The sequence below is a fragment of the Sphingomonas sp. Leaf242 genome (genome assembly GCF_001422045.1).
GTDB lineage: Bacteria > Pseudomonadota > Alphaproteobacteria > Sphingomonadales > Sphingomonadaceae > Sphingomonas.
Genome location: NZ_LMLW01000010.1, coordinates 129,814 through 156,402 on the forward strand (window position 1 = coordinate 129,814; position 26,589 = coordinate 156,402).

Here is a 26,589-nt window from a genome sequence, read left to right on the forward strand (position 1 = left end):
CGGAACAGCGCATCGACAGATACAAGTGTCTGGTTGAGAAAGGTTTAAGGCCGCGATCGATAGTTTTGGCGGTGCCGATACTGGGTGCGCGCGATGGCGCCCCGCGGGTCAGCGCGCCTGCGAAACCTTGGTGTCGACGGTATTCCACATGCCGATCGTCGAGTTCGCCATGGCGGACAGCCCGACGATCATCGCGATCACGACGAGACCGAGGATCAGGCCATATTCGATCGCCGTCGCGCCGCGTGAATCGCGAACGATGCTAACGACGGTGCGGGGCACCCGGTTCGATCTGGACGTCAGGAAACGCATGCTCGCACGTGTAGGCGTAGGAGATTAAAGAATGACCAACGACGACAGTGTTCCCGTGCGATTGTTACCCGTGGTGGCCGCGGCGCTGGTCGATTTTGAGGGGCGGGTGCTGCTCCAGCAACGGCCCGAGGGAAAGTCGCTCGCCGGCCTCTGGGAATTCCCCGGCGGCAAGGTCGAACCGGGGGAGACGCCCGAAGCCGCCTTGATTCGCGAACTCGAGGAGGAACTCGGGATCGCGGTCCCGCACGCCTGCCTGGCCCCGGCGACGTTCGCCAGTGCGCCGCTGGGCGATCGCCACCTGCTGTTGCTGCTGTACGTCACCCGCAAATGGAGCGGTGTCCCGCGTGCGCTCGAGGCGACCGCGTTGCGCTGGGTCAGGCCGGTCGAGATGCACGCGCTGGCGATGCCCCCCGCGGACCGTCCGCTGATCGGCCTGCTCGACGCGCTGATCTGACTCGGCGGTCCGGTACGGTCAGCCGCATCGGCGAACGGGCTGCAACCGCCGGGCAAACGTCACTGCCGTCGTATGGCGTCCGACCGACCCGGGGGACGTCTAGGGAAGAAGACCTAGAGAATGTTGGACGCCCTTTGCGGCGTTGCTGCCCTGGCCGAACCGCTTGTGCCAAAGCCCGGTAATGATCGGCACTATGATCGATGTCATGATCACGCAGATAGCGACCAATGTCGTGGCATCTTTAGCGACCGGCATGAATTCCGGTGCGACGGCGGCGATTGCCAGAGGATTGGCCACTGCGGCGCCGGCCGTCGACGATGCTGCGATGCCAGCAGTACCGGTGCCTCCGCCAACCAGAATGTCCGCGATGATCAGCGGCACGCCAGTCGCGACGATTACGAAAAGCGCGAAAACGATCCCAAGCGCAGCCAATGGTGACATCAGCGTATGCAGATCGATGGTATTGCCTAGCGCGAACGCGAAGAAGGGGATCAAGATCTTGCATCCCGGCGAGAAGAAATCGCGTAACTTCGGATCGAGGTTCCCGAGAGCAAAGCCCGCCACAAATGGCAATATGGCGCCGACAAATACCGCCACTTTGAAATGCGCCACCCCCGTTGCGCCGAGTATGAGCATGCTCATCAGCGGACCGGACTCGATCGAGAGCAGGACGAAAGCCCCGGATTCCTCGCTGCTCCCGAAACTTTGCATCAGCGATGCGTACAGTCCGCCATTGGTCATATCGACTGCGCACACGAGGGCGAGGAGCGACATGCCCGCAAAAAAGCCCGTCTGAACACCGTCCGGTGGAATGTACCGGGACGCGATGGCAACGATTACCCAAGCCGTTAAAAGCTTGGTCAGCAACAGGGAACCGGATTTGCGGAGCACTGTCGTGGTCGTGCTGAGATGGACGGATGCGCCGATGCAAAAGAACCAGACCGCAAGGATGGGGATGATCCCGGTCATGAGCCCTTGGGTAAAGCCGCTGAAATACGTCGGCGCGCCAGGGGCAAGCGTTCGGCATAATGCGCCAATGAACAGTGGCACTATCATCATGCCACCCGGAATGCGGTCGACGCGGTCCTTGATATTCATCGGGGTACTGCCACCGCGGCCCGGGCTGGCTCGATCTCCCGACGCTCGTGAGTCTCGAATATCTTGAGAATGCTGGTCATGTCGGGAGCACCTCATTGGGTCGCCGCGGGAGAAGATTGCTCCGGCGGCGAGCAGAGCACGGAGCACGCTTCTACAGGGCAATCACCCCGGCCGCATCTGGCCGAACCGGTACTTTATCGCGAAGCTCGACCGTTTCGACCGGCCTCGCCAATCCTGCATGAGCCGAACGTCCACCGCTGTGGCAGTAAGTAAGGGTGATCGATCAGCACTGCGAGAAAGGCGGCCCCGCCGCACAGTGGCCGCTATCGCCGCAGACGTGTTCGAAAGCGCCACTTTCGCTTTCCTCCCATCGCGAACATTCCAGCCAAACAATTGGTCAGCAATTCGTGATGAGGCGTGGTGAGGCAACGCTAAGTCGCCGTAAATAGCGGCATACAATTTGGAGGCCCGACCGGGAATCGAACCCGGGTGCGAGGATTTGCAGTCCTCTACGTCACCACTCCGCCATCGGGCCCCGATGCGTGAAGGCGGCGCAAATGCTTCGTTTTGCGCGGCGGGTCAACCGGGAGTTTGCGGATCGCGTCGAATTGTCGGGATCGGCGTGGCGGGGGCGTGCAGACCGACCGGCTGTTCCTCAATGCGCGGTCTGGTCACGACGGTCGCGGGGCAGTGGATGCGGTGAGCCGCAGGGCGCGAGGGCGATTTGCGCGGGACGACGGTCGGTTTGCTTGCTAGAGGAGCCGCAGAGGTGTTGCCGTGGACTTCCGCATGCGCCCTCGACGTCCCGCCCGCGGCATCTCGGTGTCACACGGGCGGGCGGGGCGTCACCCTCCCGGCATCGTCCTGTTCCGCACTTCGTCGCGTCGGGCGGGGGCTTCCGCCTGTTTTGAACCAAACGCGCGCTTGGCGTAGCACGGCGCGCGCGATATCAGGTCATCACGACAACTAGTGTATTGCACATGTAAAACAGCTGTGCGACAGGATAAGCCATGACGACGATGAGCATCGACACCGCCCAGCCCGCCACGCGCCCGATCGGCGGCGCAGACACCGGCCCCACCGCATCGGCATACGACGGCATGCGCCACGCGATGGTCGCCAGCCAGTTGCGCACCAACGCGGTCAACGACCAGCGCGTGGTCGCGGCTATGGCGCGGGTGCCGCGCGAGACGTTCATGCCCGACGCCGTCCGGTCGATAGCCTACCGCGACACCGCGATCCCGCTCGGCGGCGGTCGCTATGCCAATCTGCCGATGGCGACCGGCCGGCTGCTGACCGAAGCGTATCTGACGGCCAGCGACCGCGTGCTGCTGATCGGTGCGGCGAGCGGCTACACCGCCGCGGTGTTGTCCGAGATCGTCGCCTCGGTGGTCGCGGTGGAGAGCGATCCGGCGTTGGTCGCGACCGCACGCACGGCGCTGGCCGGGGTCGGCAACGTCGAGCTCGTCGAGGGGGCGATGACCGACGGCAGCGCTGCCGGGGCACCCTATGACGTGCTGATCGTCGACGGCGCCATCGAATCAGTCCCCGAGGCGCTGATCGCGCAGGTCCGTGCCGACGGCCGTGTCGTCGCCGGGATCGCCGAGCGCGGGCTGACCCGGTTGGCGGCGGGGCGAAAGACCGACGGCGGGTTCGCTTTGGTGGCCTTCGTCGATGTCGAATGCGTCACGCTACCCGGCTTCGATACGCCCAAATCCTTCAAGTTCTGAGGCAGACCATGCCGCGCACCGCTCATATTCGTCGTTTGTTTCTGGGTGTTGCGCTGGTTTACGGCGCTGCACCGGCTGGCGCCGAAACGCTGCGCGAGGCACTGGTCAAGGCGTACAACACCAACCCGACGATCACCGGTCAGCGCGCCGCCCTGCGCGCGAGCGACGAGAACGTGCCGATCGCGCGCGCGACCGGACTGCCGTCGGTGAATGCGACCGGCGACTATACCGAGTTCGTGGTCACCGCGCAGAACAGCTTCATCGCGCCCCCTCGGCAGGCGGTGGTGCGCGCGAACGTGTCGATCCCGCTGTATCTCGGCGGTCAAGTCCGCAATTCGGTCGCGGCCGCCAAGACGCGCGTCGAGGGTGGTCGCGCGACGCTGCGCGGGACCGAGGCGGATCTCTTCACCAACGTCGTCAGCGCGTACATGAACGTGATCCGCGACGAATCGATCGTCGGGCTCAACACGCAGAACGTCCGCGTGCTCGACGTCAATCTGCAGGCCAGCCGGGATCGGTTCCAGGTCGGCGACCTGACGCGTACCGACGTCGCGCAGTCCGAGGCCCGTCTCGCGCTAGCCCGCGCGCAGCTCCAGTCCGCCCAGGCGCAGCTGATCTCCAGCCGGGAAAATTACATCCAGCTGGTCGGCACGCCGCCCGGCACGCTCGAGCCGCCGCCGGTATTGCCGCATCTGCCCGACAGCCCGGCATCGGCGGTGACGGTCGCGATCGACAATAATCCGACGCTGCTCGCCGCCGCCAAGGAGCGCGATGCGACTCGCTACGACATCGGCGTGGCGCGCGCGACTCGCCTGCCGCAGATCAGCGCGACGGGTGGTGCCGGCTACACCAACTATCTGGGATCGATCAGCAAGACCAACGGCGTCGCCGCGTTTCCCAACGCGAACAAGACGGTGCAGGGCGGGCTGTCGCTGACCCTGCCGCTGTTCCAGGGCGGGCGTCCCGCGGCACAGGTTCGGCAGGCCGAGGCGCTCAGCTCGCGCGCGATCGAGAACGTGACCGCGACCGAGCGCAACGTCATCTCGCAGGCGCGATCGGCCTATGCGGTCTGGCGGTCGTCGGAACAGGTTATCCAGTCGTCGGAGACCGCGGTCAACGCGAACAAGCTGAGCCTCGAAGGTGTGCGCGCCGAGAACAGCGTCGGGACGCGGACGATCCTCGACATCCTCAACGCCGAGCAGGAATTGCTCAACAGCCAGGTTACGCTCGTGACGGCGCGGCGCGATGCGTATGTCGCGGGCTTCGCGTTGCTCGCCGCGATGGGGCAGGCGGAGGCGCGCGACCTGGGTCTCGACGGCGGCGCGCTCTACGATCCGGTCGCGAATTACAAGCGGGTCAGCCACAAGATCTGGGACTTCGGCGGCGACGGCGAACCTGCCGCGGTCGCGACCAGCACCGCGCAATCGCCCGCGCAGGACGCGCATGTCCAGCCGCAAAGCGATCCGTTGCTCGCAACGCCAGTTGACAGGAACCCGGCATTGACGACAGGTATGGACGCGCCGAGCCGCCGATAGGGGCGTCGCGCGGCCACGGGGTTTGGGATGGTCCGGATGGGGGATATCAGTGCGGAGCCGTCGATGGAGGAAATTCTCTCGTCGATCAAACGGATCATTGCCGAAGAGGGCGATACGATGCCCGGTCGTAACCGCCGTCCGTCGCGGCCGATGCCATCGCCGGTCGAGCGCGACGCCTATCTGGACGGCGGCGCCGATGCTGACGACGACGAAATCCTCGAACTGAGCGATCCCATGCCGATGGTCGACCGTACGCCCCGCACCCCGAAGTCCCCGGTGCTGTCTTCCGTCGATGCGATCCCCGAGTCGCGTCAGTCCGCGCCGAAGCCGCAGCCGGCCGATGCGCCCGCGGCGGCATCCGCACCGACCGATCGCCCGATCGTCTCGCGCGAAACCGCCGCTGCAACGCGTGCGCCGCTCGAAGCGTTGACGCGGATGATGGTGAAACCCGATGCCAACAGCGACGGCACGCTCGAAGGCCTCGTCCGCGAAATGCTGCGGCCGATGCTGCGCGAATGGATGGACGCGAACCTGCCCGGTCTCGTCGAAGACATGGTCGCGCGCGAGATCGCCAAGATCATGAACCAGCAGCCCTGATCCGAGCGGCGGACGCGCGCGTCTGCCTTTCGTACCGCTGGACGCTCGCGTCTGCGCTTCGTACCGCGGGGTGCCTCGGGCGGCGGTTGGCGACGTGGTCGATCTGGTTTTATCGATGCGGAACAACGCCGTGCGATGCGGTGTTTGACTATCCATGTCTGATACCGAGACCGTTAGCCCCGCCGAAAAACCGGCAATTCCTGCGTCGCACGGCGGGCAGAACGACTTTTCGTCCGCGGACACCAACAGCGATATCTTCTTCGCCGCGGTGAAGACCACGCGGATGCCGATGGTCGTCACCGACCCGCACCGCGACGACAACCCGATCATCTTCTGCAACGAAGCGTTCTCGTTCATGAGCGGCTATTCGCAGGACGAGATCCTCGGCCGCAACTGCCGCTTCCTGCAAGGTCCCGAGACCGACCGCACCGCCGTCGCCGAAGTCCGCGCGGCGATCACGAACCGCGAGGAAGTGGCGGTCGAGATCCTCAACTACCGCAAGAACGGCTCGACCTTCTGGAACGCGCTGTTCGTCTCGCCGGTGTTCGGCGAGGACGGCACACTCAAATATTTCTTCGCCAGCCAGCTCGACATCTCACGTCGGCGCGAGGCCGAGGAGGCGCTCCACGAGGCGCAGCGGATGGAGGCGGTCGGCAAGCTGACCGGTGGGATCGCGCACGATTTCAACAACCTGTTGCAAGTCATCCAGGGCTATGCCGACATCCTCGACGCGCGGATCGATCCCGACGACAAGTCGGCACGCCGCGCGGTCGACGCGATTTCGACCTCCGCCACGCGCGCCGCGACCCTGACGCAGCAGTTGCTCGCGTTCGCGCGGAAACAGGAATTGCGCGACCGGTTGATGAACCTCAACCAGCTGATCGGCGACTTCCGCGTGATCCTCGAACGTAGCGTCGGTAGCGGCATCACGCTCAAGCGCGATTTGGCGGAGGATCTGTGGAACTGCCGGGTCGATCCGGTCCAGGCCGAGATGGCGTTGCTCAACATCATCGCCAACGCGCGCGATGCCACCGGCGGCGCGGGCAAGGTCACGATCGCGACGCGCAACGCGGTGCTGCCCGAGGATGCGAGCCTCGCCAAGCTCGAACCCGGCGAATATGTCGTCGTCAGCATCTGCGACGACGGTCCCGGCGTCGACCTGACGACCGCCGACAAGCTGTTCGAACCGTTCTACACCACCAAGGAAATGGGCAAGGGTGCCGGGCTCGGCCTCGCGATGGTGTACGGCTTCATGCGCCAGTCCGGCGGCCTGGCGACCGTCCGCAACGGCGCTGGCGGCGGCGCGGAATTCTCGCTGTATTTCCCGCGCGCCAGTGGTGCGGTCGAGCGCAAGCCTGCCGCCCCGCTCGCGCCGCGCACCGGTGGCGCGGAGCGCGTGCTGATGGTCGAGGATCAGATCGAAGTCGGCGAACTCGGCCGGACGATTCTCGAGGATCTCGGCTATGAGGTCGTGCTGGTGAACAGCGCGCGCAGCGCGCTCGACACGTTGGCTGGCGATTCCGACTTCAAGCTCCTGTTCACGGATATCCTCATGCCCGGCGGGATGAACGGCGTCGCACTCGCGCAGTCGGTCAGGCGCGATTACCCGCATACCGCGGTGCTGTTGACCACCGGGTTCGCCGACGAGGCGATCGACGAGGGCAGCCGGTCGTTCGAGCTGATCCGCAAGCCGTACCGCCGCAACGAACTGAACGAGCGGATACGGCAGGTGCTGGACAAGCCGGGGGCCCGTACCTGAGGTTGGCGTACCTGAGGCTGGCCTAGCGCGGGCACGCTCGCTAAGGCTCGGCGCATGAGCGAGCTTCCCAAAACCTTCGACCCGGCCTCCATCGAATCGCGCTGGTATGCGCATTGGGAGGCGAGCGGCCAGTTCCGCCCCGACCGTCCGAACGCCGAGCCGTGGACGATCGTCAACCCGCCGCCCAACGTCACGGGCTCGCTGCACATCGGCCACGCGCTCGACAACACGCTGCAGGACATCCTCACGCGCCACGCGCGCCTGAAGGGCAAGGATGCATTGTGGGTGGTCGGCACCGATCACGCGGGCATCGCGACGCAGATGGTGGTCGAGCGCCAGATGGGCGCGCTGACCCCGCCGCAGAAGCGCACGGACATGACGCGCGAGGAATTCGTCGCGAAGGTCTGGGCGTGGAAGGAAGAGAGCGGCGGCGAGATCACGCAGCAGCTCCGCCGGCTCGGCTGCTCGATGGACTGGGCGAACGAGCGCTTCACGATGGACGAGGGCTTCTCGAAGGCCGTCCTGAAGGTGTTCGTCGACCTCCACAAGCAGGGGCTGCTCTACCGCGACAAGCGCCTGGTGAACTGGGATCCGGGCCTCGGCACCGCGATCAGCGACCTCGAAGTCGAGACGCGCGAGATCAAGGGCAGCTTCTGGCACCTTCGCTATCCGCTAGAAGACGGATCAGGCTTCATCAAGGTCGCGACCACGCGGCCAGAGACGATGCTCGCCGACATGGCGGTGGCGGTGAACGCCTCCGACGCGCGCTACACCGCGCTGATCGGCAAGCAGGTGAAGCTGCCGATCACCGGACGCCTGATCCCGATCATCGCCGACGACCATGCCGATCCGGAGTTGGGCTCGGGCGCGGTGAAGATCACGCCGGGCCACGACTTCAACGATTTCGAGGTCGGCAAGCGGGCAGGGATGGCCGCGGGGTCGATGCTCAACATGCTCGATGCCAAGGCGCGCGTCGTGCAGGTGTCCGACGGGCTGATCCCGGCCGAGCTGCTCGGGCTGACGACCGCTGAGGCGCGGAAGGCCGTGGTCGCGCGTCTCAAGGACGAAGGCTTCCTTATCGCGCATGTCGACAAGGACGGCGAAGAGCACGACGCCGAGCCGCGCACGATCCAGACCCCGTATGGCGACCGCTCGGGCGTGGTGATCGAGCCGTGGCTGACCGACCAATGGTATGTCGACGCGAAGACGCTCGCCCAGCCGGCGATCGAGGCGGTGCGCACCGGCGCGATCGATATCGTGCCCAAGACCTGGGAGAAGACGTTCTTCAACTGGATGGACAACATCCAGCCCTGGTGCGTGTCGCGCCAGCTCTGGTGGGGGCATCGGATCCCCGCTTGGTTCGGGCCGAAGATAGAGCGCGGTCGTTCAAGTTATGAGTTTTCGTACGAGCAACGCGATACTCAACAGTTTGTCGCGATCGATAAAGCTGGCGCGCTGGTCCTTGCGGAGGCGGCTTATGCCGAATTCCCAAATAAGAAGGTTCGAACGTTCGAAAGCTTTGAAGAAGTCGTTCGCTGGGAGATGGCTTCACGGGACACGACTGATACTATTGCAATTTGGCAGGATAGCGACGTCCTCGACACCTGGTTCTCCTCCGCACTCTGGCCCTTCGCCACACTCGGCTGGCCCGAGGAGGGTGCCGTTCCCTCTCCCCTGCGGGGAGAGGGCCAGGGTGAGGGGCAGCCAAGCAGCGCAGCGCCCGGTACGACCCCTCACCCCGACCCTCTCCCCGCAGGGGAGAGGGAGCAGAAGCAGTTAGGCGGGCGCTACCCGAACGACGTCCTCATTTCCGGCTTCGACATCCTGTTCTTCTGGAACGCGCGGATGATGATGCAGGGGCTGCACTTCATGAAGGACGTGCCGTTCCGCACGCTCTACCTCCACGGCCTCGTCCGCGCGGCGGACGGCGCGAAGATGTCGAAGTCGAAAGGCAACGTCGTCAACCCGCTCGGGCTGATCGACACCTACGGCGCCGACGCGCTGCGCTTCTTCATGGCCGCGATGGAGAGCCAGGGCCGCGACATCAAGATGGATGAGAAGCGCGTCGAGGGCTATCGCAACTTCGCCACCAAGCTGTGGAACGCAGCCCGGTTCGCACAAGCCAACGGCATCGTCGCCAGCACCAACCTGGAGGCACCGCGCGCGCAACTGGCCGTCAACAAATGGATCATCGCCGAGACGATCGCGACCGTCCAGACGGTCGACCTCGCGCTCGCCGACTACCGCTTCGACGGCGCCGCCAACGCGATCTACCAGTTCGCGTGGAGCCGCTTCTGCGACTGGTATCTCGAACTGATCAAGCCATTAGTCAGTGAAGTCGATCAGCGCCTCGCACGCGGTGAAGTCGTCTACACGCACGAACTCGTGCACGCCGACGAAACTCGAAAAGTCGCGGGCTGGGTGCTCGACCAGATCCTGGTCCTGCTCCACCCGTTCATGCCGTTCATCACCGAGGAACTGTGGCATGCAATGGCCGATCCCGCCCACCCGCGCGAGCACGACCTGATCGTCGCGCAGTGGCCGATGGCGGACGCGCGCTCGCTCGATCCCGAGGCGAGCAAGGAAGTCGACTGGCTGATCCGCCTGGTTCAGGAGATCCGCACCGCGCGCAACGAACTGAACGTGCCGCCGGGTGCACGCCTCCCGCTCCACGTCCGCGATGCGAACGCGACGACCTTGGCGCGACTGGAGCGCCAGGCCCCGGCGCTCGCGCGTCTCGCCCGCGTCACGCATGCCGACGGCGAAGCTACCGGCGGCGCGGCGCAGGTCGTGGTGGACGAAGCGACGTTCGTCCTTCCCCTCGAAGGCGTCATCGACCTCGATTCTGAGCGCGCCCGCCTGACCAAGGCGATCGCGGCGGCGGAGAAGGAGCGCGACGCGCTGTCGGGCCGCCTGGGCAACGCCAGCTTCGTCGAACGCGCCAAGCCCGAAGCGGTGGAAAAAGCCAAGGCCGACCACGCCGACAAGGCCGCCGAAGCTGCCCGGTTGCAGGCGGCACTCGGCCGCTTGGGCTAACCTGCTCCCCTCCCGCTCGCGGGAGGGGTCGGGGGAGGGGCGTGCCTCAAGCGGCCGGACGCCAGTACGTACGTCGCGCCCTCCCCTGACCCCTCCCGCAAGCGGGAGGGGAATGCGTGGTTGAAGACCTCGTCGCTCCTACCAAGGTCCGCCCCCAGGTTCCGCCGGGATGGCGAATCAGCAAGCATAGGCGAGGGAGCCTTCGACCCTCAAATCAGCAACGCCGTTTCCCCCGCTCCCCCCCGGCGAAGGCCGGGGTCCAATTGGGTGACGTGGCTGACTGCGACAGCGCTCCATTACTACGACCTTCCCGATTGGACCCCGGCTTTCGCCGGGGCGGCATAGTTATTCGGGGCAGGGACCTACCGGCTTGTTCCGGAGTTCACTCCGCGGCTAGGCAGTCGACATGACAGGACGCCTGACCGTTCGCCGGTGATTGCCGGGCAGAGTTCGGCATAACGGAGAGACTGTGTGAGCGACCTTCCACCCGACGTCGAAACCACCACCGTTTCCCAAGATCCATCCAGCCCCGGTCCCGTCCGCTCCCGCAGCAAGCCCGGCCAGCGCGATCTCACCGCCGGACACATCGGCCGCACGCTCCTCGCCTTCGCCCTCCCCACGCTCGGCTCGAACATCCTCCAGTCTCTCAACGGCTCGATCAACGCGATCTGGGTCGGCCGCTACCTCGGCGAGGGCGCGCTCGCCGCGACCTCGAACGCCAACATCATCATGTTCCTCACCTTCGGCGCGGTGTTCGGGTTCGGCATGGCGGCGACGATCCTGGTTGGCCAGAGCTTCGGCCGTCACGATCTGGAGGGCGCACGCCGGGCGTTCGGCTCCGCAGTCGGTCTGGTCCTCGGCGGTGCGATCGTCATTGCCGCGCTTGGCTGGGTGTTCGCGCCCGAAATCCTGCATCTGCTCGCCACCCCCGGCGACGCGATGCCGCTCGCACTCGCGTATCTGCGCGTGATCTTCCTCGGGCTGCCTGCGTCGATGATGATGGTCCTCCTCATGATGGGCCTGCGCGGCACCGGCGATTCGATGACGCCGCTCTGGTTCATGCTGCTCAGCGCGATCCTCGACAGCGGGCTCAACCCGCTGCTGATCGCCGGTATCGGACCGTTCCCGCAGATGGGGATCGCCGGTTCGGCAATGGCGACGTTGGTTGCCAGCCACGTCTCGCTGCTCGGGCTGATCGTCTATATCTACAAGCGCGACCTGCCGCTGCGGCTCCGCGGCAACGAGCTCCGCTACCTGATTCCCGAGCGCGCGCTGACCGGGACGATCGTGCGCAAAGGCTTGCCGATGGGCGCCCAGATGCTCGTCATGTCGACCGCCGGCCTCGCGATGGTCGGGCTGGTCAATCGGCTCGGCGTCGATACCGCGGCGGCCTATGCCGTGTCGCAGCAGTTGTGGACCTATATCCAGATGCCCGCGCTGGCGATCGGCGCAGCGGTCAGTTCGATGGCGGCGCAGAATATCGGTGCGGGCCGCTGGGACCGGGTCGGCGACATCACGAAGTACGGCCTGCTCTTTAACGTCGCGCTGACCGGGGCGATGGTCGCAGTGGTCATCCTGTTCGATCGCCCGGTGATGACGTTGTTCATCGGAGCGGCCAGCCCTGCGCTGCCGATCGCGCGGCATATCCAGTTGATCGCGAGCTGGAACTTCATCCTGTTCGGCGCGACGATGGTGCTGTTCTCGACGGTGCGTGCGAACGGCGCAGTGATCGCGCCGCTGATCGCGCTGATCGTCGCGCTGTATCCGGTGCGGATCGGCTTCGCGCTGCTCGCGAAACCGTGGCTCGGCGCGGACGCGTTGTGGTGGAGCTTTCCGCTAGGGTCGCTCGCAACACTGGCGATCGCGGCGTGGTATTATCGCTATGGGAACTGGCGAAAGGGTGCGCTCGTCGTGCCCGACGACAGCGAGGAACAGGCGCACGGTATGAGCGAGCCGGGCGGGCGGTTGCAGCCTACGGGGTAAGCCCCGTCCCCGTCATCCTGACGAAAGTCAGGATCCAGAGCCACGAAGGGCCGCGCTCGAATACCCTGGATCCTGACTTTCGTCAGGATGACGTGAGTTACCGCAGCCGCTTAACGAACGAACGGCCACCTTCGCGGCGCTCGTGCTGGAAGTTGGGGATCGTCTCGATCAGGTCCGACAGCCGGTTGAACCCGTAATTCCGCGCGTCGAAGCTCGACCGGTTGCCCGCAAGCTGCCCCAGTTCGGCAACGCTGGCATAGCCCTTCTCGTCGCGCTTCACCGCGTTGTACGCATCGATCAACAGCTTGATCACCTGCTCGTCGATTGGTTGCGCGGTCTTTGGCCGAGCGACCGGCGCGGGCGTAGCGGGCTTCTCGCCAGCCACCGGAGCAGGCGCGGGCACCTGCATCGGCTGAGACGTCTCGTTCAGCGCGCCGACGTCGATGAACCGCGTGCACGCCTGGCGAAACCCTTCCGGTGTCCGCGAAGTGCCGAAGCCATAGACCGGAATGCCGTCCTGGCGGATGCGCGTCGCGAGCGGCATGAAATCGCTGTCCGACGACATGATGCCGAATCCGTCGATCCGCCCACGGAACAGCAGGTCCATCGCGTCGATCGTCATCTTCATGTCGGTCGCGTTCTTGCCCTTGGTCAGGTCGAACTGCTGCTGCGGCTCGATGCCGTGCTTGATCGACATGTCGCTCCACGCCTTCAGCGCGGGCTTCGACCAGTTGCCATAGACCCGCCGGACGTTGACCGTGCCAAGCTCGGCAAGGACGGTCAGCACCGGGTCGAGGGTCGCCGCGGACGCATTGTCCGCGTCGATGAGAAGGGCGATGTTGCGTGTTGTCGTATCGATCATGCGCGCAAGGTTACGCGCGCGAGCGGCCTGCGTCCACGCTCCAGACACCGCCCCCGGCCGCGGCGAGATACAGGAAGACGAAGCAGTAGAGCACCGCCGCCTCGCCGCCATTGGCGATCGGGAAGGGGCCCTTCGGCATGTGCGCCATGAAATACGCGACCGCGGACATGCCCGACAGCACGAACGCGACCGGCCGGGTGAACAGGCCGACGATCAGCAGCCCGCCGCCAACGACTTCGAGCACCCCGGCGACCGTCAGCAGCGGGTTCATCGGCATCGGGAAGGGGGGCAGGCCAAAGAATTTCGAGATGCCGTGGCTGAAGAACACCAGCGCGACAACGATGCGCATGACGCTGAGCAGGCGGGCGGACCAAGTGGCGGGTATCGGCATGGGGAGGATCCTCGGGTCGTTGCGTACGCGAAATGTCCCACGGCTTCGTGGCCCCGTCAATTTAGGTAAATCGAAACGGACCGTTCAGCGTTTTAGGGCTGGATACGCGATCGCGACAACCTCGTATTCACGCTCGCCGGCGGGCAGGTCGACGCGCCGCACATCTCCGATCGCGGCGCCGCGCAAGGCGCGTGCGAACGGCGAGTTCCAGCCGATCCTCCCGTTGCTTGCGTCGGTCTCGTCGTCGCCGACCAAGGTCAGGATCCGCTCGACGTCATCCTCGTCCGCGACCGTCACGCACGCGCCGAACCAGACGCGCGAGCGGTCTTCCTGCGCCGCGGGGTCGACGACCTTGGCCGCCTTCATCCGCTTCGACAGCCAGCCGAGCCGCCGGTCGATCTCGCGCAGGCGCTTGCGGCCGTAGATGTAATCGCCATTCTCGGACCGGTCGCCATTGCCTGCCGCCCACGAGATGACTTCGACCAGCTTCGGCCGTTCGCCAGCGAGCAGGTGCTCATATTCCTCGCGAAGAATCGTGTAGCCGGCGGGGGTTATGTAGTTGGGGCGATCCATGCGCTTGCCTACCATGTTCTCCCGCGAAGGCGGGAGAACAGTCTGGGCTCCCGCCTTCGCGGGAGAACAGCTCAACCCGGCCGGTTCTTCCCCAGATACCACGACAACCGCGCCGCCCCCCGGCTCTTCGCCCGCGCGGGGTTCATGAGATCGTAAACCACCGCATTTTCCAGCACGCGCTGCACGTAGTTGCGCGTCTCCTGGTACGGGATCGCCTCGACCCAATCGACCATGTCGACAGCGCCCGTCCGCGGATCGCCGTTCGCGCGGAGCCATTTGTTCACGTTGCCGCCGCCCGCATTATACGCCGCAACCGCGAGCGGATAACTGCCGTAATTGGCGTACACGCGCTGGAAATAGCTCGAGCCCAGCATGATCGACATGTTCGGATCCGTGGTCAGCGCCGCCTGGTTGTACGCGAGGCCGATCTTCCCAGACTGCTCGCGCGCGGTCGCCGGCATCAGCTGCATCAAGCCGCGAGCGCCCGCATGCGACACCGCGGCACGATCGAACTGGCTCTCCTGCCGCGAGATCGCGTGGATGATCGTCCAGTTGTCCTCATACCCCGCCGGCACCGCCACCATCGGAAAGCCCACCGCGGAATAATCGCTCAGGCCATTCGCCAGCGCACTCCGCCCGACCATTACGCCGAGATCGGGGCGGTTGATCGTCTTGGACAGTTCGGCGGCAAGCAGGTGATCGGTATCGCTCGTCGCGTCCGCGGCGATCTGGCGGACGAAGGCGGTCTGGTCCTGCCAGTCGCCGATCTGCCCGAGGAACTTCACCGCACGCACCACCTCGCGCCGGTCGAACGCGGCGCGGACCGACGGATCGACGACGATCGACGCTACCGAAGGCGGCGCGACCAGTGCGCGGCCGGTCCGCTCGTTGGCGAGCTGCCCGTAATATTGATCGCGATACCCGGCCGCCTGGCCGTAGAACGCCGCAGCCTGAGGCGCCAACCCGGCCGCCTCCGCCGCACGACCCGCCCAGTAATAGCCCTTCGACCGCACCTGCGGAGAGCGCGATCCGCGTGCGTACCGGTCGAACAGCGTCATCGCATCCGCCGGCCGCCCGAGCTGCTTCATCGCCACGCGTCCGCCGAGCCAGGCGAGATTGGTATATTCGTCGCGCTCGGCATAGGATTTCGCCGCGATGTCCGCCCCGTAAGGATACGCGTCGTCGATCTGCCGCGCGATGTCGTAGGCGGTCTGGTACTGCCCGTCGTTCGCCGCGCCGTTCGCGTTGGTGACGAGCACCTCGTACCACTCGGCGGCATTCCCCGGCCGCGTCACGAGCGACCGAGGCCGCGCCAGCCACGACCGCGCCGACGGGCTCGCCCCCGAATTGCGCAACCACTGCGCCCGGTCCGCGACATAGCCCGCATCGTTCGCATACAGCGTCTGCGTCGAAGCCGAGATATCCGACGCGTTCGGCGCATTCGTCCGAAACGCGAGCCGCGCCTCGAAGATCGGCCGCCGCGCCGGGCTCGTCCATGCCAGTTGCCGTTGCGCCGTGCCTGTCTGGCCCGCCCACAGCAGCGCATCCATCCGCGCATCCTGATCGTCCGGCGTCAGCGCACCCGGAAAGCCCGACAGCACCATCGCCTCGTCGGTCGGCGTCAAGCCACTGCTCCGCCACGCCGTCCGCACCGCCGCATACGCCTGATCGCGCGCGCCCGTCGCCATCAGCGCCCGCGCATAGCCGACTCCGCCCGATGCCGACTGCGGCGGAAAGCGACGGAAGAACGCGACGACGCTCGTTGGCGATCCGGTCGAAGCCTTGCGCTCCGCCGCACGCCGGTTCGCCGCCTCGTTAGGCCAGCCCGGATGCGCCATCAGGAAGCCGGCATAGCTATCGAACGGCAGCGCATCGGTCTGCTGCAACGCGCGCCACTGCGCGATGGTCGAGGCGATCGCGCCGTCGCTCATCGTCGGGTTCGCGACCGGCTGAGCTTGTGGCCCCATATTGGCGAGCTGCGTGCTGTAGCGATCCAGCGTCTGCTCGCCGCCCTGGCCCAGCACGCCGGACGAAACAGCCGTCCCCGCGACCACGGCTAGAAGAAGGCTCGTCTTGAACATCGATGCTACCATGTGGACAGCATACGCATCGAACCCGTATCTGTCCTGAACGAAATCCAGATACGTCCCAGGATCTGGCGAATTAGGACCGCAGGCCACCGCATGTTTTCAGGATCGATTCCCGCGCTCGTCACGCCGTTCGCCGCCGATGGCAGCTTCGACGAACCCGCCTATCGCGACTTCATCGAATGGCAGATCGTCGAGGGTTCTTCGGCGCTGGTCGCGTGTGGGACCACCGGCGAAGCCGCGACCTTGTCGTACGACGAGCATTTCCACGTCGTTCGCGTCTGCGTCGACCAGGCCAAGGGCCGCGTCCCCGTCATCGCCGGCGCCGGCTCGAACGATACGCGCGTCGCCTCGGCCAATTTGCGTGCCGCGAAAGAGGCCGGTGCAGATGCCGCGCTGATGGTCCCGCCCTATTACAACCGGCCGGGACAGGAGGGCATCTTCCGCCACTTCGAAGCGCTGGCGCAGACGACGCCGCTGCCGATAATCCTCTACAACGTCCCTGCGCGGACGGTGACCGATATCCAGCCGGCGACGCTGGCGCGGATCGTCACCGCGTTCCCCGACGTGTTCGTCGGCGTCAAGGATGCCAGCGGCGTCCTCGCCCGCGTCTCTCAGCATCGCGCGTCGTGCGGGCCGGCGTTCTGCCAACTGTCGGGGAATGACGATATGGCGCTGGCGTTCAACGTGATGGGCGGCACCGGCTGCATCTCGGTGACGGCCAACGTCGCGCCGAAGCTGTGCGCGGAGTTCCAGGCGGCGTGCCAGGCTGGCGATTTCGTCAAGGCGCTCGCGTATCAGGATCAGCTCTACCCGTTGCACGAGGCGCTGTTCACCGACGCCTCGCCGGGGCCGGTGAAGTACGCGATGACCAAAGTGCGGGCAGGGTTCCCCGAAACCCTGCGGCTGCCGATGACTCCGGCCGGTGAAGCGGCGCAGGCTGCGGTGGACGCCGCGCTCGCACACGCCCGGCTGGTCTGAAGCCTACTGCTACAGGGCGAGATCGACGGGCCGCGTCGCAGCATGGTTGCCGTCGAAGGCGAACGCGGCGTTGGGTCCGCCGCGCTCGACCCAGTGCAGAAACAGGTGCGCGGACCACGCATTCGGGTTGGGCGTGATCCGACCATGTCGGCGGTGGACGCCCTGATAGAGGACGCCATCGCCGGGCTCCATGCTGACCGAGGCGAACCCGGCGGAACCGAAGTCGTCCTCGACCACGGGTTTGGGCACGGCGACGTGGTCGGTACCGATCTCCAGATCCCACGCCACGCCGTCGCTGTAATCCAGCGTCAGCGACAGGCTGTGCTCGCACGACGGCCGATCGCTGTGCACGCGGCAGATGTCGCCTTCCTGGTAGATCCGGAAATAGCTGTACGCGGGCAGGAGGTCGCGCCCGATCGCATTCGCGACGAACGGCGTCAGGCCCCACAGCAGCCCCAGCATCGGCGGATAGTGAAACCCGTAGACCTCGATCGCGTCGCGCCGCAGCAACGCCGAGCCGTTCTTCTGCGCGGTTAGGGGCGTGCCCCGAGCCTCCATGTCGGTGATGAGTTGGCGGAGGAAGGCATTGGCGACCGATGGCGCGATCAGGCGCGGAACGGCGGCATAGCCGTCTTGGTCGTAGCGTTCGGTGACGTTCATGGCATGAGCTAACCCAATGGTTGGGGGGCGGCAATCATGTGCTTTTGGTTGCAGGACAACCTGCGCCGCAGTCGACGCCGTCCCGGCGAACGCGAACCTCGTTTGAACCAACCACAACGGTCTCCCCTCCCTGGAAGGGAGGGGCAGGGGGTGGGTAGGCCAGCTTGAGCCGCCACGGTTCGGATATGCGGAGCCCGACCCACCCCCAACCCCTCCCTTCCCGGGAGGGGCGAAGAAGAGGAGAGAGCAGGACCAACAAGAACTACACCACCACCGCTTCCCCTAAGCCTCGCGACCTCCTACATCGCGCGTCCCATGGCACGTCCCAAACCCCCGACCTTCGAGAAGACCAAGATCGTCGCCGAGAACCGGCGCGCGCGGTATGATTATTATATCGAGCAGGTGTTCGAGGCGGGCATCGCGCTCACCGGCACCGAGGTGAAGGCGCTGCGCGGCGGCGAGGGCTCGATCGCCGAGGCCTATGCCGAGGTGAAGGGGAAGAACGTCGTCCTGGTCAATTCGAACATCCCCGAATTCAGCCACGGCAACCGCTTCAACCACGAGCCCAAGCGCCCGCGCAAATTGCTGCTCCACGAGCGCGAGATCAACAAGATGTTCGGTGCGGTCGCGCGCCAGGGCATGACGCTCGTGCCGCTGATGATCTACTTCAATTCGAAGGGTCGCGCGAAGATCGAACTCGCGCTCGCCAAGGGCAAGCAGAACCACGACAAGCGCGATTCGGTGAAAGAACAGGACTGGAAGCGCGAGCAGGGCCGGATCATGCGGGATCGCGGATAACCGACGTGGCGCCGGTGTCGATGACCCTATCGTCTTGAGCATATTCGGGCGTCTCGCGGCGTGGTCGCATCGCAGTTTGCCGACCCGCGAATCGATGGAGCGGAACCGTCTCCTCCGCCCCGTCGCGCATCGCGTCCTCGCGCCGGAACTTTGGCGCTTCACCCGCCGCTCGGTCCCGCGCGGCGTTGCGCTGGGGATGGTCGCGGGCATCCTGATCCCGGTCGCGCAGACGCCCGTCGCCGCGATCTTCGCGCTGCCGTTCCGTGCCAACGTGCCGACTGCGGCGCTGACCACCTTCATCACCAACCCGCTGACCACGCCGCCGCTCTGGATCGCGGCCTATTGGATCGGATCATCGATGCTTCGGCTCGACGCGCATGTCCCCGGCCAGCCCGTCGCCGACGCCGCGGCACGCACGGAATGGATCCCGTGGCTGATGCAGGCGGGGCCCGCCACCGCGCTCGGCCTGCTGGTCATCACGGTAGTGTGTTCGATCGGCGGCTATGCGCTCAGCGCGCTCGGCTGGCGGTTGTGGATCGCGCGCAAGTGGCGGCATCGGCATGATAATCGTCACGGTCATGTTTCGTAACATTTGACACCGGTTGGAATTGACGGACCGTCCTATCGGCGTAGAACACGCTGCATCCTGACGATCTTTCTCCGAGGTTCTTGATGCGCAAGTCGATTGTTACCGTGATCCTGCTCGCGTCCACCGCGTCGGCTTTCGCCCAGACGAAACCCAGCACCAACCGCCCATCGCCTGTGCTGGCGAAGGCCGCGAAAGGCCCGGTCGCGGCTAGGGACGCGAACAAGCCGCAGATCGGCGATTTTGGCTTCGACATGGCAGGCCGCGATACCAGCGTGACGCCGGGCACCGACTTCTTCGATTATGCGAACGGCGGCTGGGTGAAGACGACGCCGATCCCCGCCGATCGCTCGTCCTACGGCATGTTCCACGTCCTCCAGGACCTGTCGCTCGCGCGTACCCGTACGATCCTCGATGCCGCGGCGACCAAGCCCGGCAACAAGGTCGGCGATTTCTACTCGAGCTTCATGGACGAGGCTGCGGTCAACGCGAAAGGCGTGACGCCGGTCAAGCCAATGCTCGCCGCGCTCAAGGCGACCAAGGACAAGACCGCGCTCGTCACCGAGATCGCCAAGCTCCAGCGCCAGGGCGTCGGCGGCCTGGTCGGGGTCGGCGTGTCGCAGGACGACAAGGACCCGACCACCTATGTCGTCCAGTTCGGGCAGAGCGGCCTCGGCCTCCCCGACCGCGACTATTATCTGAAGGACGACGCCAAGCTTGCGACCGTCCGCACCGCGTACCAGGCGTATCTCGCGCGGATGCTGACGCTTGCCGGCGAGCCCAATGCCGCCGCTCGCGCCGCCGCCGTGTTCAACATGGAGAAGGGGCTCGCCACCGCGCACTGGACGCGGATCGAGAGCCGCGACGCCGACAAGACCTACAACAAATGGACCGCCGCCGACTTCGCCGCGAAGGCACCGGGCTTCCCGTGGGCGCAGTACATGACCGCGATGGGCGTCACCGGCCGTCCGTTCTACCTCGTCGCGCAGCCGAGCACGGTGACCGGCGAGGCGAAGGTCTTCGCCGACACGCCGGTCAACGTCCTCCAGGACTATGCGATGCTCAAGGTGCTGCGCGCCTACGCGCCGTATCTGTCGAGCGATTTCGACAAGACCAACTTCGCCTTCTACGGCACCACGCTGTCCGGCACGCCCGAGCAGCAGGTCCGCTGGAAGCGCGGTGTCACGACCGTGTCGGGCGCGATGGGCGAGGCGATCGGCCAGCAGTACGTGGCGAAGTATTTCCCGCCCGCATCGAAGGCGGCAGCCGACGATCTCGTCAAGAACGTCATCGCGGCGATGGGCGAGCGTCTCCGGAACCTCGAATGGATGGCGCCGGAAACCAAGACCAAGGCGCTCGCCAAGCTCGCCGCCTTCACCCCGAAGATCGGGTATCCAGACAAGTGGCGGGATTATTCGGCGCTCCAGATCCAGCGCGGCGATCTCGTCGGTAACGTCGCGCGCGCCAACGCGTTCGAATACGACCGCGACCTGAAGAAGCTGGGCCAGCCGATCGATCGCGGCGAGTGGTTCATGACGCCGATGACGATCAACGCCTACGCCAACCCGACGATGAACGAGGTCGTCTTCCCGGCCGCGATCCTCCAGCCGCCGTTCTTCGATCCGAAGGCCGACCCGGCGGTCAATTACGGTGGCATCGGCGCGGTGATCGGTCATGAGATCAGCCACCACTTCGACGACCAGGGTCGCAAATACGATCTCAACGGCAAGCTCACCGACTGGTGGACGCCGCAGGACGTCGCGCGCTTCAAGGTGTTCACCGATGCGCTCGTGAAGCAGTACGACGCGTACGAACCGCTCCCCGGCCAGCACATCCAGGGCGGCCTGACGCTCGGCGAGAACATCGCCGACTTGGCGGGCCTCACGGTCGCCTACGACGCGTACCACAAGTCGCTCGGCGGCAAGCCCGCGCCGATCATCGACGGCACGACCGGCGACCAGCGCTTCTACTATGGCTGGGCGGGCGTCTGGCGCACCAAGTTCCGCGACGCGGCGCTCCAGCAGACGCTGTTGTCCGACCCGCATTCGCCGGGCCACCAGCGCGTCCTGACGGTCCGCAACCTCGATCCTTGGTATGCAGCGTTCGGCGCCAAGCCGGGCGAAAAGAGCTACCTCGCCCCCGCCAACCGCGTCCGTATCTGGTAACTGACCCGTTCCATAGAGCCCCGTCATCCTGGGCTCGCCCCAGGATCCAGAGCCACGCACGTTACGCTGTTGGCTCTGGATCCTGACTTTCGTCAGGATGACGAAGTCTGGAGAGAAACATGAAGTCCTTCATCGTCGCCGGCCTGCTCGCCGCAACCGCCATCACCGGCGTCACCGCCGCCATTTCGCAAACGGCTGAGCCGACCCCGCCCGCACCCGCCTCGACCGGCGCGCAATACGGTACGTTCGGTTTCGACGAGAAGGGGATGGACAAGACCGTTCAGCCCGGCGACGATTTCTACAGCTACGCCAACGGCACCTGGGCGAAGAACACGCCGATCCCCGCCGACAAGGCGGCATACGGCGCGTTCAACTTCCTCTCCGACCTGTCCGAGAGTCGCACCCGCGGCATCCTCGACACCGCCGCGAAGGACCCGAAGTCGAAGATCGGTCGCGCCTACGCGACCTACCTCGACACCGGCACGATCGAAGCCAAGGGCCTCGCGCCGATCCGTCCGTGGCTGAAGAAGATCGCCGCGCTGAACGATCGCGCGGGCTATCCGGCCCTCCTCGCCGAGGCCGACCGCGCCGGGATCGGCGGCCCGTTCGGCGGCGGCGTCGGCCAGGACGACAAGCAGCCCGAGCAGTATGCGCTCTCGCTCGGCCAGTCCGGCCTCGGCCTCCCCGACCGCGATTATTACCTCAGCACCGACGCGAAACTGGTCGAGGCACGCAACGCCTACCGCGCGCACATCGTCAAGATGCTGGGCCTCGCCGGCGAACCCAATGCCGAGGCGCGCGCTACCGCGCTACTCGCGTTCGAGACCGAGATCGCCAAGGTCAGCTGGACCCGCGTCGACAGCCGCGACGCCACCAAGACGTACAACAAGATGACCGTCGCCGATCTCGCCAAGCGTGCGCCCGGCTTCGATTTCGCCGCGTACTTCAAGGGCATTGGCACGCCCGTCCCGACCGTCATCGTCGCGCAGCCCTCCGCTATCACCGGCATCGCCAAGCTGGTCGCGACCGCGCCGATCGGCGTGCTCAAGGACCAACTGATCCTCCGCTCGCTCGACGGGTACGCGGAAGTCCTGCCCAAGGCGTTCGACGCCGAGCAGTTCGCGTTCTTCGGCACCGTCCTCGGCGGCACGCCCGAGCAGGAGGCCCGCTGGAAGCGTGGCGTCCAGTTCACCTCCGGCGCGCTCGATGACGAGGTCAGCAAGCTCTACGTCGCGCAGTATTTCCCGCCCGAAACCAAGGCCGCAGCCGACAAGCTCGTCAAGAACGTGCTCGCCGCGATGGGCCGCCGGATCGACAAGCTCGAATGGATGGCGCCTGAAACGAAGGTCAAGGCACACGCCAAGCTCGCCGCCTTCACGCCGAAGATCGGCTATCCGAGCCAGTGGAAGGACTTCTCCGGGCTGACGATCACGAGCGGCGACGCGTTCGGTAACGAATGGCGGTCGAACGAATGGCAGCACCAGGACAACATCGCCAAGCTCGGCAAGCCCTTGCAGCGCTGGGAATGGGGCATGACGCCGATGGAGGTGAACGCCTATGCCAATTTCGGCATGGTCGAGATCGTCTTCCCCGCGGCGATCCTGCAACCGCCGTTCTTCGATCCGAAGGCTGACGACGCGGTCAATTACGGCGGCATCGGCGCGGTGATCGGCCACGAGCTGAGCCATCATTTCGACGATCAGGGCTCGAAGTATGACGCCAAGGGCCAACTCACCGACTGGTGGACGCCGCAGGACGTCTCGCGCTTCAAGGCGCTGACGGGCAAGCTCGGCGCGCAGTACGACGCGTACGAACCGCTCCCCGGCATGCACGTGAAGGGTCAACTCACGATGGGCGAGAATATCGCCGATCTTGCCGGCCTGACGGTGGCATATGATGCGTACCACACCGCGCTCGGCGGCAAGACGGCGCCGGTGCTCGACGGGTTTACTGGCGATCAGCGCTTCTATCTCGGCTGGGCGCAGGTCTGGCGTCGCAACTACCGTGAGGCGAACCTTCGCAACCGCTTGCTGACCGATCCTCACTCGCCGTCGCAGCAGCGCGCATGGGTCGTGCGCAACCTCGACCCCTGGTACGCGGCATACAAGCCGACGCCGGGCCAGAAGCTGTACCTGACGCCGGAACAGCGCGTTCGGATCTGGTAATAGGCGACTCCCCTTGCGACTGCGGGGGAGCAGGAGCGCAGACGCTCCCTGCTAAGGAAAGCGCCCAAGTCAGCCTAACCCCCAACGGTCTCCCCTCCCTGAAAGGGAGGGGCAGGGGGTGGGTAGGCCGCTTGGAGAGCACGCCGTCCACCAACGGGCCGACCCACCCCCAACCCCTCCCTTCCAGGGAGGGGAGCAGGATCAACCTTACCCTAGGCACAACAACCACCCCGGCGAAGGCCGGGGTTCAGTTGGGGGACGTTGCTGACGTCGGTCCGCGCATCGTTATTACTACCTCTCCAACTGGCCCCCGGCCTCCGCCGGGGTGGCGATTTCTTGTGGGGAACGTCGCCTGCGATACGAGTAACCACGGCAATACCCCCGCAACCCGCTTGACGCCCAACCCCGCTTGAGCGGATGACCCACCCGATGGCATCGCTCGTTTTACCCACCCCCGCCCGCAACGCCGCGCTCGTCGCCATCGCGTCCGGCATCGCCGCCGCGGCGATCGTGCTCCTGCTCGTCGGCAGCTGGATCGCCGCCGCCGGGTTCTTCGCCGCGGCCGTCATCGTCATAGGCGCGCTGATCGCCTGGCATCTACTGAACCCCGTCGCGAAGGACGCGCCGCGCCCGGTCGACTGGGACCTCACCCGCACCGTCGCCGAAGCCGGCACCGACGCGATCGCGATCACCGACCGCGCCGGCCGTCTGGTCTGCGCCAACGACGCATACGATGCGCTGTTCGCAGGCTTTCCGACACCCCCGGGATTGCCGCTCGACGATGTCGGCACAGCGGCGCTCGCCGATGCCGGCCGAACCGCCTGGCGCGACGGGATTGCGAGGGTCGAGCGCCTCAACGCCCGCGGAGTCTGCCTGTCCGCGCACATCGCACGCGCCGGCGATGAAGCGGACATGCTCGTCTGGCGATTCGTAACCGCGCAGGATCACGATCTCGCCGAGACGCTGGCGGCGTTGCTGCCCGGCCCGACCGGCGACCGGCTCGGCGGCAGCGGCATCATGGCGGCGCTGCTCTCCACCGACGGCCGCGTGCGGACCGCCAACCGCGTGCTGCGCGCGCGCGCCAGTGGCAACGATCACGAATCGATCGACGGACGCGATTTCGCGAGCTTTCTCATCACCGACAGCCGCGGCTTCGTCCGCTTCGAACGCGAGGGTCTCGAAGGCACGCCGCTTCGCGTCCTCCAGGTGCCGTTTCTCGAGGGCGACGATGCGCCGGTTCTCGTCGCGCTGCTGGACGACGAGGAGGCCGCTCCGCCGGTCGGCGCGAGTGCGTCGGCGCATGTCCGAAGCTTGGTCAGCCTGATGCCGTTCGGGATGGCGTTGGTCGACCGTGACGGCCGGTTTCTTCAGATGAACACGTCGTTCCTGCGCGCGGCCGGCGTCAATCCGGTCGCCCCGCCGCTCTATCCGGGCGATCTGGTCGTCCGTGAGGACAAGGCCGCGGTCGCCGACGCGATCCGCAAGTTCGCGAACGGCGCGACGCACTCCGCCGACATGGCCGTCCGCCTCAAGGATCACCCCGACGAGCCGGTCGCGCTGACCATCGCCGGCGCGCGCGGATTGGGCGATGCCGCCGTGCTGCTAAGCCTCAAGGACAATAGCGAGGAGAGCCGCCTCAAGCGCGAGGTCGCGCAGGCCACGAAGATGCAGGCGGTCGGCCAGCTCGCGGGCGGCGTCGCGCATGATTTCAACAACATCCTGACCGCGATCATCGGCCACTGCGACCTGATGCTGATGCGCCATTCGCCCGGCGACAGCGATTACGACGACATCCAGCAGGTCCGCACCAATTCGAACCGCGCCGCCAGCCTGACGCGCCAGCTGCTCGCCTTTTCGCGCCAGCAGACGCTGCGCCCACAGATTCTGCAGCTCCCCGATGTCGTCTCCGAAGTCTCGAACCTGCTCAAGCGCCTGATGGGCGAGAACGTCCGCCTCGACATGACGCATGGCCGCAATCTCGGCCCGGTGCGCGCGGATCCGGGCCAGCTAGAGCAGGTCGTCGTCAACTTGGCCGTCAACGCGCGTGACGCGATCGTCTCGGCGAACGCGCGCGGCGGGGGCGTGCTGACCATCACCACCCGCGCGGTGTATGCGTCAGAGGTCCGAGCGATGGCTTCCGACATCCTGCCCGTCGCCGACTACACCGCGCTGATCGTTCAGGACACCGGGACCGGCATCCCCCCCGACGTGTTGCCCAAGATCTTCGAACCGTTCTTCACGACCAAGGAATTCGGGAAGGGCACCGGCCTCGGCCTTTCCACCGTCTACGGGATCGTCAAGCAATCGGGCGGCTATATCTTTGCCGACAGCAAGCTGGGGCAGGGCGCCACCTTCACGATGTATCTGCCGGTCCATTCTGCCCCCGCCGCGACGCGGCCTGCGATCGTGAAGCCCGCGCCGAAGCCCGTCGATCTCTGGGGCACCGGCACGATCCTGCTCGTCGAGGACGAAGACATGGTCCGCGCGGTCGCAGAGCGCGCGCTCTCGCGGCAGGGCTATACGGTGCTGACCGCGGAGAACGGCGAGGTCGCGCTCGAAGTGCTTGAGAAGCATGGCCGCCCCGATCTGCTGATCAGCGACGTCGTCATGCCGCAGATGGATGGCCCGACGATGGTGCGCCACGTGCGCGAAAAATATCCCGACCTGCCGATCCTGTTCATGTCGGGCTATGCGGAGGAGCAGCTGCGCAAATCGATCGATCTGGATAACGTCTCGTTCCTGCCGAAACCCTTCTCGGTGCAGGAACTTGCCGAAGCGGCGCGGGACGTGCTCGCCGCGCGGTGAAACGAAACCGGA

Annotated in this window: 20 protein-coding genes and 1 tRNA gene; 13 read left to right on the forward strand and 8 right to left on the reverse strand. The window is 66.0% G+C overall.

Features of this window, described 5'->3' with window-relative positions:
- Positions 1-108 precede the first annotated feature (108 nt).
- Positions 109-312, reverse strand: coding sequence for a Flp family type IVb pilin (locus ASF09_RS14760; protein ID WP_060526915.1), 204 nt, complete (start codon positions 310-312; stop codon positions 109-111).
- A gap of 31 nt (positions 313-343) precedes the next feature.
- Here ASF09_RS14760 and ASF09_RS14765 point away from each other — a divergent pair, with 31 nt between their 5' ends.
- Positions 344-766 (forward strand): (deoxy)nucleoside triphosphate pyrophosphohydrolase, encoded by a 423-nt coding sequence (locus ASF09_RS14765; RefSeq protein WP_060526916.1) that lies wholly within the window; start codon positions 344-346, stop codon positions 764-766.
- Positions 767-865: 99 nt separating this feature from the next.
- On the opposite strand, the gene ASF09_RS14770 is transcribed toward ASF09_RS14765, so the two are convergent.
- Both ASF09_RS14770 and ASF09_RS14775 read right to left on the reverse strand, forming a co-directional pair.
- Positions 866-1,864 (reverse strand): 2-keto-3-deoxygluconate permease, encoded by a 999-nt coding sequence (locus ASF09_RS14770; protein ID WP_060526917.1) that lies wholly within the window; start codon positions 1,862-1,864, stop codon positions 866-868.
- Positions 1,865-2,325: 461 nt separating this feature from the next.
- Positions 2,326-2,399 (reverse strand) — tRNA-Cys (locus ASF09_RS14775).
- A 565-nt stretch (positions 2,400-2,964) separates the two neighbouring features.
- On the opposite strand from ASF09_RS14775, the gene ASF09_RS14780 reads away from it, so the two are divergent.
- From ASF09_RS14780 to ASF09_RS14805, 6 genes are all read left to right on the forward strand, one after another.
- Complete coding sequence (locus ASF09_RS14780; RefSeq protein WP_060527086.1) at positions 2,965-3,594, forward strand: protein-L-isoaspartate O-methyltransferase family protein; 630 nt, start codon at positions 2,965-2,967, stop codon at positions 3,592-3,594.
- Positions 3,595-3,602: 8 nt separating this feature from the next.
- Positions 3,603-5,129: a TolC family outer membrane protein gene (locus ASF09_RS14785; protein WP_060526918.1), complete on the forward strand. Its 1,527-nt coding sequence runs from the start codon at positions 3,603-3,605 to the stop codon at positions 5,127-5,129.
- Between the two features lie 36 nt (positions 5,130-5,165).
- Positions 5,166-5,726: a DUF2497 domain-containing protein gene (locus ASF09_RS14790; RefSeq protein WP_060527087.1), complete on the forward strand. Its 561-nt coding sequence runs from the start codon at positions 5,166-5,168 to the stop codon at positions 5,724-5,726.
- Positions 5,727-5,880: 154 nt separating this feature from the next.
- Complete coding sequence (locus tag ASF09_RS14795; protein ID WP_060526919.1) at positions 5,881-7,485, forward strand: histidine kinase famiy protein; 1,605 nt, start codon at positions 5,881-5,883, stop codon at positions 7,483-7,485.
- 54 nt (positions 7,486-7,539) lie between these two features.
- A complete protein-coding gene (locus tag ASF09_RS14800) occupies positions 7,540-10,521 on the forward strand; it encodes a valine--tRNA ligase (protein WP_060526920.1) in 2,982 nt (993 codons plus the stop codon).
- Positions 10,522-10,992: 471 nt separating this feature from the next.
- Complete coding sequence (locus ASF09_RS14805; protein ID WP_082444319.1) at positions 10,993-12,504, forward strand: MATE family efflux transporter; 1,512 nt, start codon at positions 10,993-10,995, stop codon at positions 12,502-12,504.
- Between the two features lie 97 nt (positions 12,505-12,601).
- On the opposite strand, the gene ASF09_RS14810 is transcribed toward ASF09_RS14805, so the two are convergent.
- From ASF09_RS14810 to ASF09_RS14825, 4 genes are all read right to left on the reverse strand, one after another.
- On the reverse strand, positions 12,602-13,366 hold the full coding sequence (locus ASF09_RS14810; RefSeq protein WP_060526921.1) for an NYN domain-containing protein: 765 nt from the start codon (positions 13,364-13,366) through the stop codon (positions 12,602-12,604).
- A gap of 10 nt (positions 13,367-13,376) precedes the next feature.
- Entirely contained in the window at positions 13,377-13,757 is a 381-nt protein-coding gene (locus ASF09_RS14815; protein ID WP_060526922.1) for a DoxX family protein, read from the reverse strand.
- 84 nt (positions 13,758-13,841) lie between these two features.
- Complete coding sequence (gene greB, locus ASF09_RS14820; protein WP_060526923.1) at positions 13,842-14,330, reverse strand: transcription elongation factor GreB; 489 nt, start codon at positions 14,328-14,330, stop codon at positions 13,842-13,844.
- Between the two features lie 71 nt (positions 14,331-14,401).
- Complete coding sequence (locus ASF09_RS14825; protein WP_060526924.1) at positions 14,402-16,423, reverse strand: lytic transglycosylase domain-containing protein; 2,022 nt, start codon at positions 16,421-16,423, stop codon at positions 14,402-14,404.
- Between the two features lie 90 nt (positions 16,424-16,513).
- Here ASF09_RS14825 and dapA point away from each other — a divergent pair, with 90 nt between their 5' ends.
- A complete protein-coding gene (gene dapA / locus ASF09_RS14830) occupies positions 16,514-17,398 on the forward strand; it encodes a 4-hydroxy-tetrahydrodipicolinate synthase (RefSeq protein ID WP_060526925.1) in 885 nt (294 codons plus the stop codon).
- A gap of 9 nt (positions 17,399-17,407) precedes the next feature.
- Here dapA and ASF09_RS14835 read toward each other — a convergent pair whose 3' ends face one another.
- Positions 17,408-18,058, reverse strand: coding sequence for a hypothetical protein (locus ASF09_RS14835; RefSeq protein WP_060526926.1), 651 nt, complete (start codon positions 18,056-18,058; stop codon positions 17,408-17,410).
- Positions 18,059-18,373: 315 nt separating this feature from the next.
- On the opposite strand from ASF09_RS14835, the gene smpB reads away from it, so the two are divergent.
- From smpB to ASF09_RS14860, 5 genes are all read left to right on the forward strand, one after another.
- Positions 18,374-18,856 carry an SsrA-binding protein SmpB gene (gene smpB, locus ASF09_RS14840; protein WP_055879372.1) on the forward strand — a complete coding sequence of 161 codons (483 nt, stop codon included), beginning with the start codon at positions 18,374-18,376 and terminating at the stop codon, positions 18,854-18,856.
- Positions 18,857-18,950: 94 nt separating this feature from the next.
- Positions 18,951-19,445: a DUF2062 domain-containing protein gene (locus ASF09_RS14845; protein WP_060527089.1), complete on the forward strand. Its 495-nt coding sequence runs from the start codon at positions 18,951-18,953 to the stop codon at positions 19,443-19,445.
- An 83-nt stretch (positions 19,446-19,528) separates the two neighbouring features.
- On the forward strand, positions 19,529-21,607 hold the full coding sequence (locus ASF09_RS14850; protein ID WP_082444320.1) for a M13 family metallopeptidase: 2,079 nt from the start codon (positions 19,529-19,531) through the stop codon (positions 21,605-21,607).
- A gap of 119 nt (positions 21,608-21,726) precedes the next feature.
- Positions 21,727-23,772, forward strand: a complete 2,046-nt coding sequence (locus tag ASF09_RS14855) for a M13 family metallopeptidase (protein WP_060526927.1) — start codon at positions 21,727-21,729, stop codon at positions 23,770-23,772.
- A gap of 429 nt (positions 23,773-24,201) precedes the next feature.
- Entirely contained in the window at positions 24,202-26,577 is a 2,376-nt protein-coding gene (locus tag ASF09_RS14860) for a hybrid sensor histidine kinase/response regulator (RefSeq protein ID WP_060526928.1), read from the forward strand.
- Positions 26,578-26,589: the final 12 nt, after the last annotated feature.

Excerpts from the sequence above, each read along its gene's own strand:
- ASF09_RS14760 (WP_060526915.1), bottom strand. The coding sequence starts at position 312 with ATGCGTTTCCTGACGTCCAGATCGAACCGGGTGCCCCGCACCGTCGTT.
- ASF09_RS14770 (WP_060526917.1), bottom strand. The coding sequence starts at position 1,864 with ATGAATATCAAGGACCGCGTCGACCGCATTCCGGGTGGCATGATGATA.
- greB (WP_060526923.1), bottom strand. The coding sequence starts at position 14,330 with ATGGATCGCCCCAACTACATAACCCCCGCCGGCTACACGATTCTTCGC.
- ASF09_RS14860 (WP_060526928.1), top strand. The coding sequence starts at position 24,202 with ATGGCATCGCTCGTTTTACCCACCCCCGCCCGCAACGCCGCGCTCGTC.
- ASF09_RS14790 (WP_060527087.1), top strand. The coding sequence starts at position 5,166 with ATGGGGGATATCAGTGCGGAGCCGTCGATGGAGGAAATTCTCTCGTCG.
- ASF09_RS14825 (WP_060526924.1), bottom strand. The coding sequence starts at position 16,423 with ATGGTAGCATCGATGTTCAAGACGAGCCTTCTTCTAGCCGTGGTCGCG.
- ASF09_RS14800 (WP_060526920.1), top strand. The coding sequence starts at position 7,540 with ATGAGCGAGCTTCCCAAAACCTTCGACCCGGCCTCCATCGAATCGCGC.
- smpB (WP_055879372.1), top strand. The coding sequence starts at position 18,374 with ATGGCACGTCCCAAACCCCCGACCTTCGAGAAGACCAAGATCGTCGCC.
- ASF09_RS14850 (WP_082444320.1), top strand. The coding sequence starts at position 19,529 with ATGCGCAAGTCGATTGTTACCGTGATCCTGCTCGCGTCCACCGCGTCG.
- ASF09_RS14780 (WP_060527086.1), top strand. The coding sequence starts at position 2,965 with ATGCGCCACGCGATGGTCGCCAGCCAGTTGCGCACCAACGCGGTCAAC.
- ASF09_RS14815 (WP_060526922.1), bottom strand. The coding sequence starts at position 13,757 with ATGCCGATACCCGCCACTTGGTCCGCCCGCCTGCTCAGCGTCATGCGC.
- dapA (WP_060526925.1), top strand. The coding sequence starts at position 16,514 with ATGTTTTCAGGATCGATTCCCGCGCTCGTCACGCCGTTCGCCGCCGAT.
- ASF09_RS14835 (WP_060526926.1), bottom strand. The coding sequence starts at position 18,058 with ATGAACGTCACCGAACGCTACGACCAAGACGGCTATGCCGCCGTTCCG.
- ASF09_RS14845 (WP_060527089.1), top strand. The coding sequence starts at position 18,951 with ATGGAGCGGAACCGTCTCCTCCGCCCCGTCGCGCATCGCGTCCTCGCG.
- ASF09_RS14810 (WP_060526921.1), bottom strand. The coding sequence starts at position 13,366 with ATGATCGATACGACAACACGCAACATCGCCCTTCTCATCGACGCGGAC.
- ASF09_RS14785 (WP_060526918.1), top strand. The coding sequence starts at position 3,603 with ATGCCGCGCACCGCTCATATTCGTCGTTTGTTTCTGGGTGTTGCGCTG.
- ASF09_RS14795 (WP_060526919.1), top strand. The coding sequence starts at position 5,881 with ATGTCTGATACCGAGACCGTTAGCCCCGCCGAAAAACCGGCAATTCCT.
- ASF09_RS14855 (WP_060526927.1), top strand. The coding sequence starts at position 21,727 with ATGAAGTCCTTCATCGTCGCCGGCCTGCTCGCCGCAACCGCCATCACC.
- ASF09_RS14765 (WP_060526916.1), top strand. The coding sequence starts at position 344 with ATGACCAACGACGACAGTGTTCCCGTGCGATTGTTACCCGTGGTGGCC.